13 protein-coding genes, 1 tRNA gene, 2 rRNA genes and 5 pseudogenes (1 of these 21 cut by a window edge) are annotated in these 18,493 nt (G+C 60.8%); 10 read left to right on the top strand and 11 right to left on the bottom strand.

Translation table 11 applies throughout. The annotated features are described in order from the left end of the window. Position 1 precedes the first annotated feature (1 nt). Positions 2-1,195, top strand: a complete 1,194-nt coding sequence (locus IWY39_RS20120) for an IS91 family transposase (RefSeq protein ID WP_145169995.1) — start codon at positions 2-4, stop codon at positions 1,193-1,195. Positions 1,196-1,772: 577 nt separating this feature from the next. On the opposite strand, the gene IWY39_RS20125 is transcribed toward IWY39_RS20120, so the two are convergent. Next, positions 1,773-1,955 (bottom strand): hypothetical protein, encoded by a 183-nt coding sequence (locus IWY39_RS20125; protein ID WP_107126566.1) that lies wholly within the window; start codon positions 1,953-1,955, stop codon positions 1,773-1,775. Positions 1,956-2,019: 64 nt separating this feature from the next. Next, a pseudogene (locus IWY39_RS20130) lies at positions 2,020-3,987 on the bottom strand (catalase); the annotation flags it as partial. Between the two features lie 473 nt (positions 3,988-4,460). Between IWY39_RS20130 and IWY39_RS20135 the strand changes: the two are divergent. The 7 genes and pseudogenes from IWY39_RS20135 to IWY39_RS24175 all read left to right on the top strand — a co-directional run. Next, positions 4,461-5,561, top strand: coding sequence for a glycosyltransferase family 4 protein (locus tag IWY39_RS20135; protein WP_181316899.1), 1,101 nt, complete (start codon positions 4,461-4,463; stop codon positions 5,559-5,561). Further along, positions 5,558-6,493, top strand: a complete 936-nt coding sequence (locus tag IWY39_RS20140; RefSeq protein ID WP_107126564.1) for a glycosyltransferase — start codon at positions 5,558-5,560, stop codon at positions 6,491-6,493. The genes IWY39_RS20135 and IWY39_RS20140 overlap by 4 nt, the downstream gene beginning before the upstream one ends. Then, a complete protein-coding gene (locus IWY39_RS20145) occupies positions 6,490-7,539 on the top strand; it encodes a glycosyltransferase (RefSeq protein WP_107126563.1) in 1,050 nt (349 codons plus the stop codon). Before IWY39_RS20140 ends, IWY39_RS20145 begins: the two co-directional genes overlap by 4 nt. Continuing rightward, complete coding sequence (locus IWY39_RS20150; RefSeq protein ID WP_107126562.1) at positions 7,536-8,642, top strand: acyl-CoA dehydrogenase; 1,107 nt, start codon at positions 7,536-7,538, stop codon at positions 8,640-8,642. The genes IWY39_RS20145 and IWY39_RS20150 overlap by 4 nt, the downstream gene beginning before the upstream one ends. Continuing rightward, positions 8,639-9,304 (top strand): PIG-L deacetylase family protein, encoded by a 666-nt coding sequence (locus IWY39_RS20155; protein WP_331274490.1) that lies wholly within the window; start codon positions 8,639-8,641, stop codon positions 9,302-9,304. Before IWY39_RS20150 ends, IWY39_RS20155 begins: the two co-directional genes overlap by 4 nt. Beyond that, positions 9,301-9,882 carry an SAM-dependent methyltransferase gene (locus IWY39_RS20160; RefSeq protein ID WP_107126561.1) on the top strand — a complete coding sequence of 194 codons (582 nt, stop codon included), beginning with the start codon at positions 9,301-9,303 and terminating at the stop codon, positions 9,880-9,882. The genes IWY39_RS20155 and IWY39_RS20160 overlap by 4 nt, the downstream gene beginning before the upstream one ends. Then, positions 9,882-9,995, top strand: a pseudogene (locus IWY39_RS24175) (glycosyltransferase family 2 protein); the annotation flags it as partial. The gene IWY39_RS20160 and the pseudogene IWY39_RS24175, both read left to right, overlap by 1 nt. 123 nt (positions 9,996-10,118) lie before the next feature. Here IWY39_RS24175 and istB (IWY39_RS20165) read toward each other — a convergent pair. The 5 genes and pseudogenes from istB (IWY39_RS20165) to istA (IWY39_RS20185) form a co-directional block, all read right to left on the bottom strand. After that, positions 10,119-10,886, bottom strand: a complete 768-nt coding sequence (istB, locus tag IWY39_RS20165; RefSeq protein ID WP_145170006.1) for an IS21-like element ISSsp5 family helper ATPase IstB — start codon at positions 10,884-10,886, stop codon at positions 10,119-10,121. Continuing rightward, a pseudogene (locus IWY39_RS20170) lies at positions 10,883-11,545 on the bottom strand (Mu transposase domain-containing protein); the annotation flags it as partial. The pseudogene IWY39_RS20170 and the gene istB (IWY39_RS20165), both read right to left, overlap by 4 nt. A 75-nt stretch (positions 11,546-11,620) precedes the next feature. Continuing rightward, a complete protein-coding gene (gene istB, locus IWY39_RS20175; RefSeq protein WP_145169982.1) occupies positions 11,621-12,481 on the bottom strand; it encodes an IS21-like element helper ATPase IstB in 861 nt (286 codons plus the stop codon). Continuing rightward, complete coding sequence (istA, locus tag IWY39_RS20180) at positions 12,478-13,740, bottom strand: IS21 family transposase (protein WP_145169980.1); 1,263 nt, start codon at positions 13,738-13,740, stop codon at positions 12,478-12,480. The genes istB (IWY39_RS20175) and istA (IWY39_RS20180) overlap by 4 nt, the downstream gene beginning before the upstream one ends. A gap of 151 nt (positions 13,741-13,891) precedes the next feature. Further along, positions 13,892-14,728, bottom strand: a pseudogene (gene istA, locus IWY39_RS20185) (IS21 family transposase); the annotation flags it as partial. Between the two features lie 118 nt (positions 14,729-14,846). Here istA (IWY39_RS20185) and IWY39_RS20190 point away from each other — a divergent pair. Further along, positions 14,847-15,344: pseudogene (locus IWY39_RS20190) on the top strand (integrase core domain-containing protein); the annotation flags it as partial. Between the two features lie 42 nt (positions 15,345-15,386). Then, positions 15,387-16,232, top strand: coding sequence for an IS21-like element helper ATPase IstB (istB, locus tag IWY39_RS20195; RefSeq protein WP_019054274.1), 846 nt, complete (start codon positions 15,387-15,389; stop codon positions 16,230-16,232). Here the strand turns inward: istB (IWY39_RS20195) and IWY39_RS20200 are convergent. From IWY39_RS20200 to IWY39_RS20215, 4 genes are all read right to left on the bottom strand, one after another. Continuing rightward, positions 16,217-16,699: an Arm DNA-binding domain-containing protein gene (locus IWY39_RS20200; RefSeq protein ID WP_181316838.1), complete on the bottom strand. Its 483-nt coding sequence runs from the start codon at positions 16,697-16,699 to the stop codon at positions 16,217-16,219. The two genes, istB (IWY39_RS20195) and IWY39_RS20200, sit on opposite strands and share 16 nt — an antisense overlap. Positions 16,700-16,884: 185 nt before the next feature. Further along, positions 16,885-16,961, bottom strand: a tRNA-Met gene (locus IWY39_RS20205). Positions 16,962-17,050: 89 nt separating this feature from the next. Next, a 5S ribosomal RNA gene (rrf, locus tag IWY39_RS20210) occupies positions 17,051-17,165 on the bottom strand. Between the two features lie 157 nt (positions 17,166-17,322). Further along, positions 17,323-18,493, bottom strand: a 23S ribosomal RNA gene (locus IWY39_RS20215); it runs 1,627 nt beyond the window's last position.

Below are 18,493 nucleotides of genomic sequence, written 5' to 3' on the forward strand. Positions count from 1 at the left end.
GGTGCGCACCTCACTCGAGGTCGCCGACATCTTCCGTAGCGCCGGGCCCGCCTATCGCGCAGCCCATGCCGGGCATCTGAGCCTTGGCCAGCTCAAGGTTATGACAGCGATCGAGAACTGCCGCACAGCCGCACTGGGCGGTCACGTCGAGGCCTGCGATGACTGCGGGCATTGGCGGATCGCCTACAACTCCTGCCGCAACCGGCACTGCCCCAAGTGTCAGGGCGCGGCCGCGCGCACTTGGCTGGCCGCGCGCGAGGCCGATCTGTTGCCGGTCGGTTACTTCCACGTCGTGTTCACCCTGCCTGCCGAGATCGCGGACATCGCCTTCCAGAACAAGGCGGTGGTCTATGATCTGCTGTTCCGCGCGGCTGCGGACACCATGCTGACCATCGCGGCCGATCCGAAACACCTCGGCGCTCGCATCGGCATCACTGCCGTGCTGCACACATGGGGATCAGCGCTCACGCACCACCCGCATGTGCACATGATCGTGCCCGGCGGCGGCATCACGCCGGACGGCACGCGGTGGATCTCCTCGCGCCCCGCCTTCCTGCTACCGGTACGCGTGCTGGGTGCGTTGTTCCGCCGGCTGTTCCTCACACGCCTGCTGGCGTTGTTCGACGCTGGGAAGCTGGCCTTCTTCAACGCCTTGGCGGGCCTGGCCTCACGTAAGCCCTTCCTGCGGCATCTGTCGCCGATCCGGAAGAAGCGCTGGGTGGTCTATGCCAAACCGCCCTTTGCGGGGCCGCAGGCGGTGCTGGCCTATCTCTCGCGCTACACGCACCGCGTTGCCATCTCGAACCGGCGGCTCATTGGCTTCGACGAGGCCGGAGTGACATTCCGGTACAAGGATTATCGCCGCGATAGTGCTGAACGCCAGCAGGTCATGACGTTGGCGACAGACGAGTTCATCCGCCGCTTCCTGATCCATGTCCTGCCGCGCGGCTTCCATCGCATCCGGCATTATGGCCTGCTCGCCAGTTCGACGCACAAGGAAGCTATGGCGCTCGCCCGCAGGCTGCTGGGCGTTGCTGCGCCGATCGAGGAATCCGAACCCGACGAGCCGCCCGATCATCGCCCGCCATGCCCATGTTGCGGCGGGCATATGACTATCGTCGAAACCTTCGCCCGCTGGTGCCAACCGCGCGCACCACCAACGCCAGCCTCACACGCCCGGAGACACGCGCCATGATCCGGCATGGCTCGCTCTACATGATGGTCACGCTCATAGCGTCCTGGCCGACGACCGGGCGCATGCCCATCCCGGAATTAGAGCGGGCGCAGGACACGCTGATCCGTAAAACCACCGCTGCTAGCGGCCTAACGCGGCCCGAAATCATGCCGTTCCGCCCGATAGTCGCACTTCCGGCCCGGCAACGTCTACCCGCCAGAACCATCCCAAAGCCTATTTACCCATAGAGCAGCGCGTGGGGCCCGCGGGTTCCTGCACTGGAGGCTTTCGTACGCAGGGCGCCCGAAACCCTTCACAAAACGCGCCAATCGCCGATAACGCGTTCGACGACAGCTTGAGCCGAAACCTGTCGTTCCACCAGCGTGAAACCGCCAGTTTTAAAAGATTACCTCCGTCAAAGAGCTCAGCGGCGAAGATCGCCGGTCGGGAATTTTCACCGTTCAGCGTCAGTTAGAGGAAGCCCCAGAAATAGCCGGAAATGCGGATGGGCTGGATGATGCCCTGACAATCTGATCCACGATGGTAGATACAAAAACGCCGCCCCGCGAGGGGCGGCGTCCTGAAGCTTGGTAGAGCCTTATTCCTTGGCGCCGGTGCCCGGCTCGGTCGTCTTGGGAGCCTTGCCGTCTTCGACCCGACCTTCGTTGCGCAGATCGCGACCTTCCTGGGCCTTCCTCTTCGCTTCAGGGGTGTCGCCATGTTCGTTCATCTCTTCCTTGACGAAACCGGCGGCTTCCTTGGCTTTGCCTTCAATGCTCATGATGCTCTCCTTCAAATGGAATATCTGTAAACACGTACTGGGGTGGCGCGTTCCCGATCAATGCCTACGCCAGCATGCGGACCTTCGGTTCGCGCGCCCAAATCCGGGTCGCGGCAACCTTAATGAAGGTCCCACCAAGGTCGGTGACGCCTTCGTCTGGCTCAACGCCAGCCTTGTCGAGCAACGGCTGTGCTTCTGCCGTATGGCCGATGGCCTTCAGATGCCCGAAAGCATCCATCACGAACTGGACGGCAGCCGCTTCTTTGAGAAGCTGCGCGCAACCTTCGTCCGACAGGATGACGGCAACGGCATCGAACAGCACGGAGGGACCGCCGGCGAGCTGGAAATCCGCTTCCATCACCGAACCATCAGACATCAATGCGCCACCGATTTTGGGTGCGACGATCACCGGACGGCCCCCGGCATCACCGATCTGACTGGTCAGCTCATCGACAACGCCCGCATCAGAGCCATCGGCGATGAGAATGGCGATGGTGCGCCCCTCAATCGACTTTGGCGCCAGTGGACCCTCGATTATTCGCAGCGCCGGGGAAAGATCCATGTCCTTGACCGGCGCAGCCGTCCGCGAAGCCTTGGGAACTTCCATGTTGAGCCCGTCCGCAACGCGCTTGGCGAGCGTGGGGTCGACATTTACAAGGTTGGCCATCATACGCGTGCGAACATGGGCCAAGCCGACCTTGCTGAGTTCGAAGACCAGGGCCGAGGCCAGATGCGCCTGCTCCGGCTCGGCGAGGGAACGGAAAAACAGCCTCGCCTGGCTATAATGATCGGCAAAGCTCTCGGCGCGAATACGAAGCTTGCCGCCTTCCTCGTCCGGCCCCGTTGCAGCAGCGATGCTGCGATAGCCGGTGATGGGGCACTCGCGCGGCCCGGGCTCATCTCCGGGGCGCGTTTCGGCCCCCTCAGACAGGCCGTTGGGCTCGTAGTTCGTGCGCCCTTTCGGCACCGCCATTTGAAATTGGCCGTCGCGCTGGAAGTTCATGACCGGGCATTTGGGAGCGTTCACCGGGAGCTGGTGGAAATTGGCCGTGCCAAGCCGCGACTTCTGGGTGTCGAGATAGGAAAACAGCCGGCCCTGCAGCAGCGGGTCATTCGTAAAGCCGATGCCGGGCACGATGTTGCCCGGACAATAGGCGACCTGCTCGGTCTCCGCGAAGAAATTGTCAGGATAACGGTCAAGAACCATGCGGCCGATCACGCGAACCGGCAGCATTTCTTCCGGGATGATCTTGGTGGAATCCAACACGTCGAAATCGAGGCTGTCGGCAAACGCTTTGTCGAAAGCCTGGATGCCCAGCTCCCATTCCGGGAAGTCGCCCCGGTCGATCCGCTCGAACAGATCGCGACGCTGATGATCGGGATCGGCGCCAGCGATTTTCACCGTCTCGTCCCAGATCGTCGATTGGAGGCCGGCCTTGGGCTTCCAGTGAAATTTCACGAAGGTCACGTCCCCCGCTTCGTTTTCCATCTGGAACGTATGGATGCCAAAGCCCTCCATCGTAGCGAACGAAGCTGGCAGCGTACGATCGCTCATCGCCCACATGATCATGTGGGTGGATTCGGGCATCAAGCTGATGAAGTCCCAGAAGGTGTCGTGCGCGGTTGCCGCCTGGGGATAGCCGGTCTGGGCTTCCATCTTGGCGGCATGGATCAGATCGGGAAACTTAATCGCATCCTGGATGAAGAACACCGGGATGTTGTTGCCGACCAGATCCCAGTTGCCTTCGGTAGTATAGAATTTGACCGCGAAGCCCCGCACGTCGCGCGGGGTATCGACTGAGCCAGCGCCGCCTGCGACCGTTGAGAAGCGCGTGAAGACCGGAGTCTTGGTACCCTTGGCAAAGACCGCTGCCTTGCAGATGTCGGAGATGTCGTCGGTCGCCTCGAAATAGCCATGGGCCGCCGAGCCCCGGGCATGGACGATGCGTTCGGGGATGCGTTCATGGTCGAAATGGAAGATCTTTTCGCGGAGAACGAAATCCTCCAGCAAGACCGGGCCGCGCGCGCCTGCTGATGCGTTTCCCCGCCGTCTCCCGTGGTATTTTCGCTCGCGTTCTTACTGGCCATGTCGGTCCCTTTCGCGCTGAATGGTGATATGGTTCAGTTGCAACGCATCAGGAGGGAAAAAGGTCGGCACCTCAAAATCAAAGTCCGAGAAATTGTCCGTGATAGCCCACTGGTGGGTAGCCAAGCCAAAAATCGAAATGCATAAATAGCAATATATGTAATCTTAGCATTCGAAGATCTATAGTTTTCATATAGTCAAAATTGCAATATTTTGCTATTATCTGCATGTAAAATATCATTATTAGGCGATCTGAGTTTTATCTATTACCAGGTAGATTTTGCGACCACTATATTGGTCGAAGCTGGCCTACGTTCGCTACAGAAAAATGCCTGCCACGTCCGGGAAATAATCCCTGACATAAGCGTTAGCGTCTTGGCGATTGCAACACATATGGATCGTTGCCGGGAGCCTATTGAATGCGCATCGCCATCATAGCCCATCTGAAGTTTCCCATCAGTGAGCCGTTTGCAGGCGGGCTGGAGATGCACACGCACATGCTCGCGCGGTCACTGCGCGAACGCGAGCACGACGTCACGCTCTTTGCTTCGACGCGCTCCGATCCCGCACTGGGGGTGGAAGCGATCTGCGATGAGACCTCGCTTCTCGAAACGGGCATTGCCGAAGCCAATGATGTTGCCTTCTTCCGCGAGCACCATGCGTATCTCGGACTGATGACCGAATTACGGTCGCGATCGTTTGACGTGATCCACAACAATTCGCTGCACTATCTCCCCGTCAGCATGGCCGAGACACTTGCTACCCCCGTCCTTACCACGCTTCACACCCCGCCCTTTTGCTGGTTGGAAAGCGGAGTCCGGCTCAACCGCGGACCGATGACCTATGTCGCCGTTTCGCAGGCGACGGCCGACATGTGGAGCCACGTGGCCAGGACCGATCATGTCATTCCCAACGGCATCGATCTCACACACTTCCCGTACCAGCCTGTCGCAAGCGAAACACCGTATCTTGTCTGGTATGGCCGGATCGTCCCCGAAAAGGGATTGGACCATGCGATCGATGCGGCGCGGCTTGCAGGATTGCCGCTGCGTATCGCCGGCCCTGTTTCGAACCAAGGTTATTTCGATGATGAGATTGCGCCGCGTCTTGGCGCGAATGTCGAGTATGTCGGGCATCTGTCCCACCGCGAACTCGCCCGCCTGGTGGGGGGGGCCATCGCCGCGCTTTGTACTCCGCGATGGGAAGAACCTTATGGCCTGGTCGTGGCAGAGGCGCTGGCTTGCGGCACCCCCGTCGCCGCGTTCCGGCGCGGCGGGGTGCCTGCGCTCTTGAATGAAGATTGCGGCGTTCTTGCGCACCCGGACGATGTCGCCTCGCTGGCATCGGCGGCACTGGCCGCTTCAGTGCTGAGCCGCAGTGCCTGCAGGGCACATGCGGAGCGATATTGCGACGCGCAGCGCATGGTCGATGAGTATGAAGCTGTGTACCGCCAGCTCGTGCTTGCGTCGATTGTAGCCTATGAGCCGCGGACAGCGCCGCTTATTGCTAGTGTCGCGTGAGGCCACCAGTCTGCATCTGCATACCCGCTCGTAACGAGGCGGAGCATATCGGGCGCCTGATCGAAGCTCTGGCACAGCAAACCGTTCAGACCTTCGCTGTCGCGATATGCGTTAACAACAGTAGCGATGCTACCCATGCAAAAGCAGTGAAGGCCACGCTTCGCTCCAATACAAGGTTTGCGCTTCACATCGTTCAGCGCGTGTTCGAGCCGGAATTTGCCCACGCCGGATCTGCCCGCCGCGCGGCGATGGACATGGGCGCTGATCTGCTGCCGCCCGATGGCTTATTGCTTTCCACGGATGCGGATTGCCGACCACCCGCCGATTGGATCGAGACCAATCTGGCACATTTTTCGGCTGAGCGGATCATTGGCGGTCGCATCGAATTGGACGAGTTAGAAGCCGACATCGCCCCGGCAATCTTCATGCTGCGCCGCCGGTTCGATGCCTATTGGCAGGCCGTGCGGGCGATCGAGGATACAATCGATCCGGTCGCATGGGATATGCCGCCCCGGCACGGCGATCATACGGGGGCCAGCCTTGCGCTGTCCGTCGACCTTTATCGCCGTGCGGGAGGCGTTCCGTTGCTGCCAACCGGCGAGGATCGTGCCTTGGTCGAAGCGGCGATCAAGGCGGGGGGCAAGCTCGTCCACCCGAATGCAGTGTGGACCCGGGCATCCTCCCGGACTGCAGGGCGTGCCAATGGCGGGATGGCGGCCGACATGCAGCGGTGGATCGACTGCGCCGCAAGCGGTGACATTCCGATGGTCCCTGCTTTCTCCCAATGGGCAGAGCGCGCACGCTGGCGGCTTCGCACGCGGGCTAAGATGGGCGTAGCAGCGTGTCTCGAAGCAGAGCGCGCCCTTCCCCCCATGGCCTGCGACATACCGCTTCCCGACATGGCGGAAGCGGAAATGGCAGGCGTCCAATGAACCGCCCGATTGGATATTATGTCCATCATCACGGCGACGGCCATCGCCAGCGCGCGATCGCGATCGGTCAATCGCTGGACAATGTCATGCTCATGGGGAGCGGGCTTGTCGACAGAACCGGAAACCTCCCCTTCCTCGATTTGCCTGACGACCGTCTCGACGACAGCTTCGCCGGCATCGATCATGTCGACCGTCCGTCTTCCCTGCACTATGCGCCGCTCGATCATGAAGGCCTCCGCCAGCGCACTGCGCAAATGGCAGGCTGGATCGCGAAAGCGCGTCCCCGCCTGATGGTGGTGGATGTCTCGGCCGAGGTGGCGATGCTGGCGCGGCTCGCATCGGTGCCGACCGTTTATGTCCGATTGAGTGGGCGCCGGCTCGATGCTGCCCATCTGGATGCCTTTCGCGGAGCTGCCGCTCTGCTCGCTCCTTTCCACGATGCGCTTGACGATGACGAAACCCCAGGCTGGGTGCGCGAGAAGACCTTCTACGCGCCCGGCATCGTCCGATCTGCCAGCCAAAATATCAGCGTGAATGATGACGTTGTTCTGGTCGTTCTTGGGCGCGGGGGCGGTATATCCAACGGAGAGCAGTGGGCAGTGGTAGCCCGCGCAGCGCCCGCATGGCGATGGCATATTATCGGTCCCTGCACCGTGCCCGCCGACATGCCAGCCAATCTACAACTGAAGGGATGGGTCGATGATGCGAACACACAGATTGCTGCGGCCGGGGTTGTGATTGGCGCTGCAGGCGATGGCGTCGTCAGCGCCGTCCTGGCGGCGCGGCGCCCTTTCATTTGCCTGCCCGAATCCCGTCCGTTCCACGAACAGGCATCGAAGGCCAACAGGCTGGCGGCAGTGGGTGGAGCAATCGTGCGCCTCGAATGGCCGCAGCCCGAGGAATGGCTTCGCCTGATCGGTCTGGCGATCGAGCAAAACCAGCAATGGCCCACTTGCCTTGAGGGTGAGAGCGGGCCGGAACGAGTCGCACGCTGGCTTAATGACCTTTGTGCCCCGGCAGTCTCAAACAGGAGTCATATCGCGTGATACCCGATCCGCAGGACCAGGCCATTGACCCGACCGACATCGTCGATCGCCTTGCAATGCTTGGCGCGCGCTATGACGCCGCACCCCATTTCCCCAGTGATAGCCTGGCAGCGCTGATCCAGAGTGGTCATCATCGCCGGTTTGTACCGCAAATATGTGGAGGGCATGCCTTTGAAAACGAGATGGCCCGCGCGCGCGCGATGGCAACGGCCTTGCGCCAAGTTGGACGCGGCGATCTCAGTATCGGTCGCTTGTATGAGGGCCACGTCAACGCGATGTCGCTGTTCGACTGGTACGGATCACCTGACCAGCTTGAGTGGCTGACCCAGGCACTGGATCGCGGTGCCTGGTTCGGTGTGTGGGCGACGGAGCCGCCGCCCGGTGTCCGGCTCGCCGGCGGAGCGACCCTGTCGCTGATCGGCGAGAAGATGTTCGCAAGCGGAGCCGGCGGTCTCGATTATGCCCTCGTTACGGCTACCTGCGAGGACACAGCACGGCGCTTGGTCATCGTACCCGCCAATGAAAAGGCGCGGACGGACCTGTCAGGTTGGCGTGTTCGCGGAATGCGTGCGAGCGTCAGCGGTCGCTATTCGGTCGACGACATGGTCGTCGAACCGCTCATGCTGCTAGGAAAGCCGGGCGACTATGACCGGGATCCCCGCTTTACGGCAGGAGCCTGGCGCTTCTGCGCGGCGCAGCTTGGCGGCATCGAGGCGCTTGTCTCTGAAATCCGCTCGGCCATGCGCGACAGCGCCCGCGACGATCCATTGCGGCGGGCACGGTTTGCCGATGCCGTCGTAGCGGTGCGAACCGCAGGCTTCTGGGTGCAGGAATCAGCGCAGCGCTTCGCTTTGGGTGATGCGGATGCCGTTGGTGTCGCGCGGTTGGCACGCGGTGTCGTTGAAAATGCCGGGTTCACTGTGATGGAGGCAGCAGCGCGCATCCTCGGCACGCGCAGCGCCTTTGACGGTGAACGAGCGGACAAGATCATCCGCGACCTTTCCCTTTATCTGCGCCAGGCTGGACCGGATCATGCTCGTGACGAGGCCGCCAGGAAACTTCTCGATCACGACATCTGGCCTGAGAACGACCGGCTGTGGTGAAAGCAGAGCCCTTGGCCCAAAGCCGCTGGGCGCAGGCGCGCTGGCTAGTGCTCGCTCCGCATCCCGATGACGAGACGCTTGGCGCGGGTGCCTTGATCACGCACTGCGCCGCTAATGGCCGACTAGGGGGCATCGTTTTCCTGACCGATGGGACTGGCTCCCACCCTGAAGGTACGCCGCGCGTTGCCGCGACCCGGCGCAGGGAAGCCCGCAATGCGCTCGGCCGGTTAGGCGCCAAAGCGATCCCCACGATCTGGATGGGATGGCGCGACGCTCACCCCCACTCCAGCGATAGCAAAGCTTTCGCACGGGATACGGGTCGGCTTGCGGCCCTCCTGCGCTGGCACCGGATCGATGCCATTGCCGTCTCCGATAAGAGCGAGGCGCATTGTGACCATGTCGCGGCGTACAAGCTGGCCGAAGCAGCTCGACGAAAAGCAAGGCGGCCGGTCGCGCTGTTCGCCTATCATGTCTGGAGCGAGGCACCGCGCCGTGCGCGGCGTATCGCGACGCCGGTCATGCCCGTTGGGCAGCGGCGTCACGCCCTTCTGGCGCATCGCAGCCAGCTATCGCCGGTAATAGGCCAGGGTTTCCGGCTTCCACAGGAAAAACTACGCATGGTCGCACAAGACGTTCTGGCATTGAGAGGGGATTGTCGATGACCGGCTCCAGCCTGACGGCACAATATTTCGATGACATTTTCGAATCGGACGATGATCCATGGAACCTTGCGTCGAGCGAGTATGAATCGGCCAAATTTGCCCACACGCATGATGTTCTGGCCGACCGACGATATGCCCGCGCACTGGAGATAGGCTGCGCCCATGGGGTGCTGACTGGGTATCTCGCTCCCATGTGCGACAGCCTGCTTGCCGTCGACATCAGCACAAAGGCATTGGCAAAAGCGCGGAAACGGGTCGGCGATCGTCCTGGCGTGTCGCTGGCCCAAATGGCGTTTCCGCGCGAGACTCCTGAGATCGAAGATTTTGACCTCGTGGTGCTGTCCGAAGTGGCCTATTATTGGGGTCTGGTTGATCACGATCGTGCAAGCGAATGGCTTCGCGGTCACGTCTCTCCTGGTGGTCGGATTATCCTTGTCCATTATACAGCTGAGACCGACTATCCGCAAAGCGGCGATGAGGCTGTCGAAGCCTTATGGTCCGAACTTGCTGCAGACTTTGACGTTGAGCTCGCCGAACGCCGAGACAAATATCGTCTCGATTTGTGGAAGCGCCGCTGATGGGGGTCTCGGTCCTCACCATTGTCCGTAACCGGAGCGCCCATCTGGCGCAGCTCGTCGAGGGACTGCGACGAAGCATTCGCCAACCTGATGAGCTGATTGTCGTCGATATGTGTCAACGGCGGCGCAAAAGTCGGCCACGGGGCGGAGTAAAACCAGGCCATTGTGGCGCGCGCCCGGGGGAGTGGCGTGAGGGCGTAGCCCGAGGGCCACTCCCCCGGGCGTTGGCCTGATTTTCAGGGGTTGCTTTTGGCCTTGCGGGCGCGGCTATGGGCGAGACGGTAGCTCTCGCCATTCATCTCCAGAATGCTGACGTGATGGGTTAGCCGGTCCAGCAGCGCGCCGGTAAGACGCTCGGATCCGAAGGTCTCGGTCCATTCGTCAAAGGGCAGGTTGCTGGTGATGAAAGTCGAGCCGCGTTCGTAGCGCTGTGAGATCAGCTCGAACAGCAATTCAGCGCCGGTTTTGGAGAGTGGCACGAAGCCGAGTTCGTCGATGATGAGCAGCTTGTATCCCGCCATCTGTTTCTGGAAGCGCAGGAGGCGTCGCTCGTCACGGGCCTCCATCATCTCGCTGACCAGGGCGGCCGCAGTGGTGAAGCCGACGGACAGCCCCTTCTGGCATGCTGCCAATCCGAGCCCAATAGCGATATGCGTTTTGCCCGTGCCCGATGGACCCAGAGCGATGCCGTTCTCACGGCGCTCGATCCATTCGCATCGCGCCATCTCGAGCACCTGCATTTTGTTGAGCCTGGGGATGGCGGTGAAGTCGAAGCTGTCGAGGCTTTTGACGGCGGGGAAGCGCGCCGCCTTGATGCGCCGCTCCACCATGCGACGCTCCCTGTCGATCATCTCCATCTCGATGAGCCGGGCGAGGAAGCGGATATGGTCGACGCCTTCGGCGGCGCATTGCCGGGCCAGCTTCTCATGCTCACGAAGGCAGGTGGGCAGCTTGAGCGCCTTGAGATGGTGGGCGAGCAGGATCTCGGGAGGCTGGCCGCTCATGCTGCCTTCTGCCCGTCAGACAGCAGGGTCAGATAGGCTCTGGCAATAGTCTTCTCGACCTTTGCCCTGGGGAGGAAGGGATAGATGTCCAGGTCCAGCCTGGGCGGTATACGCTCCACCCGGCACAGGACCAGGTGCTTGACGGCATCGAAGCTGATGGCGCCCAGATCGACGGCGTGCTCAACGGCCGCCTGGAGATCGGCGATATCGAAGCTCTCCAGCAGGCGCAGCACCTGCACATACTCGCGCTTGCCGTGCTTGTGCATGCGCGCTTCCATCAATCGGCGCAGCGTCTCGAACACCTCGGGTAATTGCCATCCCTGTAGCGGCGCCGCCTGATCCAGCGCATTGATCTTTTGCTCGATCAGCGGGAGATAATGGAGTGCTTGGAAGATGACCTCCTCGCGCTGCCAGCAACGAGGATGCCGGGCGATGACCTCGCTGCGGCAGCCGATCACCACCTCATCGACATAACCCCGGACCCAGACTTCCTGATGCCCCCAAGCCACCGGCACCGAGTAGTCGTTGGTCTTGTAACGCACCAGGGACTGTGACGAGACACGTCCGCTGGTCTGGTCGCAAGCCTCGAAGGGCGAAGCTGGAAGGGGCTGCATCGCGGCCAGATCACGCACCAGGCGTTCGCCGATCGTCTCGCGCTGTCAACGGGCACCGAAGATTCCGCAAAAGTGGGCATCTAAAATTCCCTAGTTTGGCGGGAGGGTTTGTGTCGGTGATCAGCCGTGATGGAGATCGGGCTTTTCCTTTGCTGGCGGGCGGCCGCGCCGTTTCGGCAAGGGCGGTGGGTTGATGGACGATGCCATGCGCGCATGCTCGGGCAGCAGATCGGCGTGCTGTCGCATGCGATAGCTGGAGCCCTCGATCTGGACGACCACAGCGTGGTGAAGAAGGCGGTCGAGCAGCGCGGTGGCCACCACCGGATCGCCAAAGACATCACCCCATTCGGCAAAGCCGCGGTTGGATGTCAGGATCATGGCACCCTTTTCGTATCGGGCGTTGACGAGCTGGAAGAACAGGTTGCCGCCGCCGGGCGTGACGGGAAGATACCCGATCTCGTCGACGACGAGCAGGGAGGATCGGCATAGGAAGCGGATCTTCTCGCGCAACGTGCCCTCGCGTTCAGCCTTGGTCAGTGAAGCGATCAGATCGGCGAGCGGAATGAAGTAGACGCTCTTGCCCGCCTTCACGGCCTCGACGGCAAGGGCCGTGGCGATATGGCTTTTCCCGGTGCCGGGTGGCCCCAGCAGATGCACCACCTCGGCCCGGTTGATGAAGTCCAGGCCAGCGAGCGCCAGGATGCGGTTGCGGTCGAGCGATGGCTGGAAGGAGAAGTCATATCCGTCCAGCGTCTTGATGATCGGCAGCCTGGCCATGCGCAGGGCCGCCTTGATCCTGCGGTTCTCCCGCAGCGACAGTTCTTCGTTCAGCAATATGTCGATCGCCTCAACGCCATCGATCTTGCCCTGCTCGATCCCGCGCAGGGTGGCGTCGAGCATTTCCAGGGCGCGCGGCATTTTGAGATGGACCAGACTGCGGCGGATATTATCAACGCGAGACGCAGCACCCCCATGGCTCATGGCCGTTCTCCTCGGGCCAGTTGGCTGCCGATCGCCTGATAGATCGCCAGGGAGCGCACAGCGACATGCTCGCCGATACGGCCAATGGTGATTGCATCCTTTGCGTGGTGACGACGCTTAGCGCCGCTGCCACCTGTCCGATGCGCAGGATCGATCCTGTACTGCCGGCGCCCCTCCAGGACAGGATGCTCGGCAATGACATTGCCCAGGTCGATGATCCGGATCTTGTCAGGCAACTGCTGGATTTCGACGACGCGCCGGGAGCGGTCGGGGACGCTGTAATAGTTGCCGCCGACAGAGACCATTCCATCGTGGCTGACCCGGCGCTCCAGCTTCAGAACCGCGTCGAAGCGCCCCGCCGGGAGCAACTGCAACTCAGGCTGCTCGGCGGCAAAGGCATCGGCGATGATCCGCTGCGTCGTGCCGTGGACACGGACGTTGGCGACGGTATCGAGCCAGTCGATCAGCTGGACATTGAGATCTTCCAGATTGCGGAAGCTCCGCCCCAGGAAGAAGTCCTTGCGGATGTAGCTGAACGGCCGCTCGACCTTTCCCTTGGTCTTGGCCCGATAGGGGCGACAGGCGCGTGGCACGAAGCGATAATGCCCCGCCAGGGTCAGCAATGATCGATTGTAGATGATGTGACCCTGATCATCTTCCCCGGTTACGGCGGTTTTCATGCGATCGTAGAGAATCTCGATCGGGACGCCGCCGAGCGCTTCAAAGGCCTGCATATGACAGCGCAACAGAGTTTGGAGATCCTGGTGCATGACATAGCGCGCAAACAGGAAGCGCGAATGTCCCAGCACCAGGCTGAATAGCCAGACGATCCGGCTGACGCCGGGCTCATCGGTAAATTCGACGACGAACCGGGCAAAGTCGACCTGTGCCTGCACGCCAGGCGGCGTCTCGAAGCGAACCTCGAAGGGCTTGGGGCCGTTTTCCGGTCGGATCGCTGCCAGGAACCGCTTTACTGCGGTATAGGCGCCCATATACCCCAGCTCACGGATTTCCCGCGTCAGACGCGCCGCCGTCAGATCGGGAAAGGCCGCCACTCGTTCGCGCAAAAATTCTAGATAGGGTGCCAGTTTGTTCGGTCGGCCAAGCATGCGCGGGCCGTAAACCGGGGCCTCGATGCCCCGTTCGATATATTTTCGGATGGTCTTGGGGTCGCGACCAGTGCGTCGGGCAATGGCGGATATCGATACGCCCTGCCGATGTAGTTCGAGGATCATCATCAATTCTCCAAGTCGGATCATCGGCCCCGTCTCCGCGTCTGCAAAGGAGATGAGGACAATGTCGGCTCATCTCATTCTGCCGGGGCTAGCCCCGGCAGAATGAGATGAAGGGGCCACCAACTAGGGAATTTTCAAAGCCCACTTTTGCGGAGAATTGCACGACCGATGACACGCTCTCCCCGCGCAGCTTGTCGCTCTGGCGTTTGCGGCACTGCTCCTCGAGCCACAGGTTGAACGCCTCCCAGGTCTCAAACTTCGGGATCGGCACCATGAAGTTGCGCCGGCAATAGCCGACCAGCCCTTCCACATTGCCTTTCTCGTTCCCCTTGCCTGGGCGCGCGTAGCGATCGCGGATCAGGTAATGAGACAGGAACCCGCTGAACAGCGATGCGCGCTTGCGCGTACCGTCGGGCAGGATCTTCGCCACCAGGCAGCGGTCGTTATCGTAGACGATTGAGCGGGGTACCGCGCCGAAAAAGGCGAAAGCATGGACGTGACCGTCGACCCAGGCTTCGGCCACGGCAGCCGGATACGCCCGGACGTAGCACCCGTCACTGTGCGGCAGATCCAGCACGAAGAAGTGCGCCTTCTGCGTAACCCCGCCAATCTCCACCAACGCTTCCCCGAAATCGGCCTGCGCATCGCCCGCCGGGTGGGCCAGCGGCACGAACATCTCCCGGCTGCGCTGCTCTCGCTCCCGGATGTAATCCTTGATGATCGTATAGCCGCCGGTGAACCCATGCTCTTGGCGCAGGCGGTCGAAAACCCGCTTCGCCGTATGGTGCTGCTTGCGCGGAACGCCACGGTCCCCATCAAGCCAGCCATCGATGGTCGCGATGAACCCGTCCAGCTTTGGACGGGCAGGCGTCGTCTGGCGCCGGTAACCCGGGGGCGACGAGTAAGACAACATCTTGCGCACCGTGTCGCGCGACACATTGAAACGCTTTGCAGCGCTCCGCTGGCTCAGCCCTTCCGCACAAGCCAGACGTACCTTCAGATAGAGTTCCACGCTGAAAATCCCCAGTCCTCCCTGCCAAGCAGAAAGGCTTCAAGGTGGACGACTTTTACGCCGCCCGCAGCGGACCTATCCCGCCGCTACCGTGGCCGAGTATTCCACCGCCGTTCTCAACGGGCGCAAGTTCCGCATTTTGACGATCATCGACGAGGCCAGCAGGGAGTGCCTGGCGCTCATCGTCGCGCGGCAGCTCAAGCATGAGGATGTTCTGGCAGCGCTCGCCGACCTGTTCATCTCGCGCGGGCCACCGGCGCATATACGGTCCGATAATGGCAGCGAATTTATCGCGACTGCCGTCCAGAAATGGTTGGGGCAGATCGGCGTGAAGACGCTCTACATCACGCCGGGTTCACCATGGGAGAATGGCTATAACGAAAGCTTCAACGGGTCGCTTCGCGACGAACTGCTCAACGGCGAGATCTTCTACAGCCTTGCCGAGGCCAAAGTGCTGATCGAAGCCTGGCGGCGGCATTACAACACCGTCCGCCCGCATAGCAGCCTGGGCTATCGACCACCGGCCCCGGAAACGGCGACACCGCCATATCCGGCCTCCGGTTCCGCTTCGCTCCACCTCCACCCGGATATGGCGGCGATGAGCTTAATGCACTAACAAACCAATCGGTCCACTCGGTGGGGGCAGATCAGAAGCCGCATGAGCCGGAACGCTCCGGCTATCGACGCCCAGCGCCTGAGCCTCATCCTCAACGACCTGCGCCTGCCGGCAATCAAACTGATCTGGCCCGACTTTACCACGCGGGCCGACAAGGAAGGCTGGCCTGGTGCCCGTTTGCTTGCGGCGCTCGCTGAGCATGAGATCGCAGAACGGGACCGACGCCGGATCGAAAGGCATCTGGGCGAAGCCCGCCTGCCACCCGGCAAGACTCTCGACAGCTTCGCCTTCGATGCAGTGCCAATGATCTCCCGCGCCCGGGTGACGGCGCTGTGTTCTGGTGATGGCTGGCTCGAAAAAGGCGCTAACCTCATCTTCTTTGGTCCACCAGGTGGGGGTAAAACCCATCTGGCCGCCGCAATCGGCCTTGCGTTGATCGAAAATGGCTGGCGCGTCCTGTTTACCCGCACCTCCGATCTGGTCCAGAAACTTCAGGTTGCCCGCCGTGAGCTGGCGCTCGAAGCCGCGATAGCCAAACTCGACAAATATCATCTGCTGATCCTCGATGACCTCGCATATGTAACCAAGGATCAGGCCGAAACGTCCGTCCTGTTCGAGTTGATCAGCGCACGGTACGAACGGCGTTCTACGCTCATCACCGCCAATCAGCCTTTTGGTGAATGGAACCGGGTCTTCCCCGATCCCGCCATGACACTCGCCGCGGTGGATCGCCTCGTTCACCATGCGACAATCTTCGAGATGAATGTCGAGAGCTACCGCCGCCGCTCGGCGATCCAGCGACAATCACGCGCTGGTCGGCCACCGACCTTCGCGACAATCAAGTCCAACGAGGAAATGTCGCGCAGCGACAATCAAACCTGCGAGTAGCGCTTGCCAGCGTCAATCAAAGCAGGCACCACTTGAAAACCGCGACGATCAGTTCTCATCCTGATTGACGGAAACTTCTCATCCAGATCGCCGCGCCATACGTCCCGCTCCAGACGCGAAAGGATGCGTGCTGCATGGCCAGGCTCCAGCGCGCTCACCCGATTGGCATGCCAGGCCCGTGCGGCAACCTCAAAGCTGACGATCGGCACTGCCGCCCTGGGTCCAGGATCTTCGCCCCTGGCAATGGCGAGCTTGGCCTCAGCGCGACGCAGACGTGCCTGTGCGAGAGTAACCTCAGGATAGCGTCCGAACGAAAGCAGCTTCTCTTTACCGTCGAACCGATATTTCATGCGCCAAAGGCGCGAGCCGGTAGGACGGACCAGCAGATAAAGGCCTTGGCCATCGGCCAGCTTATAATCTCTAGATCGCTTGGTAGCGTAACGGACCTCGAGTTCCTTGAGGGGCATGGGGGTATCTCCTGCTGGACGCAGGCGATTACCCCAGAAAATACCCCCAAATGCAAATCGACGTCCTGGGATTTGCCGCGATCCGATGAGCGACATTGCGATCTCAGGAAACGGCGCAAATCCGCCAAAAAGGGCATAAAAAAACCGCCCCGGGATGATCCGCAACGGTTTGATACAGCGACCTGTGGTTGCGGGAGTAGGATTTGAACCTACGACCTTCAGGTTATGAGCCTGACGAGCTACCGGGCTGCTCCATCCCGCGTCACCAAAGGACAAAGGGCGGACCTTTTGGGTCCGCCCTTTGATGAACTGTGAATGGGTTTTTGTGTCCTGATATGCGCGTGCTTCAATGCCTGGCGACGCCCTACTCTTCCAGTGCTTGAGCAATAGTACCATCGGCGCAGACTGGTTTCACGGCCGAGTTCGGGATGGGATCGGGTGGGTCACAGACGCTATGGTCACCAAGCAATGAAGCAGGCGCATATAAGGGGTTATAATCGATACCGTGCACGTGTGTTTGTGAGATTTGTATCTGGCTGGCTTGATAACCGACCATGTCTGTCAGGCATCTGTTGTCCAGAGCTGTCATTGATGGTGGGACTCTGCGGTTCGTGATGAACCGTTTAAGCGCGAATAGGACAATTAGTATCGGTTAGCTTCATGCGTTACCGCACTTCCACATCCGATCTATCAACGTGGTGGTCTTCCACGGTCCTGTGAAATCTTATCTTGAGGGAGGCTTCCCGCTTAGATGCTTTCAGCGGTTATCCCGTCCATACATAGCTACCCTGCTGCGCCACTGGCGTGACGACAGGTACACCAGAGGTATGTTCAACCCGGTCCTCTCGTACTAGGGTCAACTCCTCTCAAATTTCGACGCCCACGGCAGATAGGGACCAAACTGTCTCGCGACGTTCTGAACCCAGCTCACGTACCACTTTAATTGGCGAACAGCCAAACCCTTGGGACCTGCTCCAGCCCCAGGATGTGATGAGCCGACATCGAGGTGCCAAACGATTCCGTCGATATGAGCTCTTGGGAATCATCAGCCTGTTATCCCCGGCGTACCTTTTATCCGTTGAGCGATGGCCCTTCCACGAGGGACCACCGGATCACTATGACCGACTTTCGTCTCTGCTCGACTTGTCAGTCTCGCAGTCAGGCGGGCTTATGCCATTGCACTCTAACAGACGGTTTCCAACCGTCCTGAGCCCACCATCGCGCGCCTCCGTTACTCTTTAGGAGGCGACCGCCCCAGTCAAACTACCCACCACAGAGGGTCCCTGCACCGGATAACGGTGCGAGGTTAGACATCAGAAAACAGCAGGGTGGTATTTCACCTATGGCTCCACTCAGGCTGGCGCCCAAGTTTCAAAGCCTCCCACCTATGCTACACAGCTCTTTCCTAATGCCACTCTGAAGTTGCAGTAAAGGTGCACGGGGTCTTTCCGTCTAACCGCGGGTACTCCGCATCTTCACGGAGAATTCAATTTCGCTGAGCATATCCTGGAGACAGTGGGGAAGTCGTTACGCCATTCGTGCAGGTCGGAACTTACCCGACAAGGAATTTCGCTACCTTAGGACCGTTATAGTTACGGCCGCCGTTTACCTGGGCTTCAATTCAGAGCTTGCACTCCTCCTCTTAACCTTCAGGCACCGGGCAGGCGTCAGGCCCTATACGTCGTCTTGAAGCCGACTTAGCAGAGCCCTGTGTTTTTGCTAAACAGTCGCTACCCCCTGGCCTGTGCCCCCCACAAGTGCTTGCGCATATGTGGGGCCTCCTTCTTCCGAAGG

The organism is Sphingobium sp. JAI105, from assembly GCF_015752145.1.
Lineage (GTDB): Bacteria > Pseudomonadota > Alphaproteobacteria > Sphingomonadales > Sphingomonadaceae > Sphingobium > Sphingobium xenophagum.

Excerpts from the sequence above, each read along its gene's own strand:
- IWY39_RS20125 (WP_107126566.1), bottom strand. The coding sequence starts at position 1,955 with ATGAGCATTGAAGGCAAAGCCAAGGAAGCCGCCGGTTTCGTCAAGGAA.
- IWY39_RS20135 (WP_181316899.1), top strand. The coding sequence starts at position 4,461 with ATGCGCATCGCCATCATAGCCCATCTGAAGTTTCCCATCAGTGAGCCG.
- IWY39_RS20145 (WP_107126563.1), top strand. The coding sequence starts at position 6,490 with ATGAACCGCCCGATTGGATATTATGTCCATCATCACGGCGACGGCCAT.
- IWY39_RS20160 (WP_107126561.1), top strand. The coding sequence starts at position 9,301 with ATGACCGGCTCCAGCCTGACGGCACAATATTTCGATGACATTTTCGAA.
- istB (WP_145170006.1), bottom strand. The coding sequence starts at position 10,886 with ATGAGCGGCCAGCCTCCCGAGATCCTGCTCGCCCACCATCTCAAGGCG.
- istB (WP_145169982.1), bottom strand. The coding sequence starts at position 12,481 with ATGAGCCATGGGGGTGCTGCGTCTCGCGTTGATAATATCCGCCGCAGT.
- istA (WP_145169980.1), bottom strand. The coding sequence starts at position 13,740 with ATGATCCGACTTGGAGAATTGATGATGATCCTCGAACTACATCGGCAG.
- istB (WP_019054274.1), top strand. The coding sequence starts at position 15,387 with ATGAGCCGGAACGCTCCGGCTATCGACGCCCAGCGCCTGAGCCTCATC.
- IWY39_RS20200 (WP_181316838.1), bottom strand. The coding sequence starts at position 16,699 with ATGCCCCTCAAGGAACTCGAGGTCCGTTACGCTACCAAGCGATCTAGA.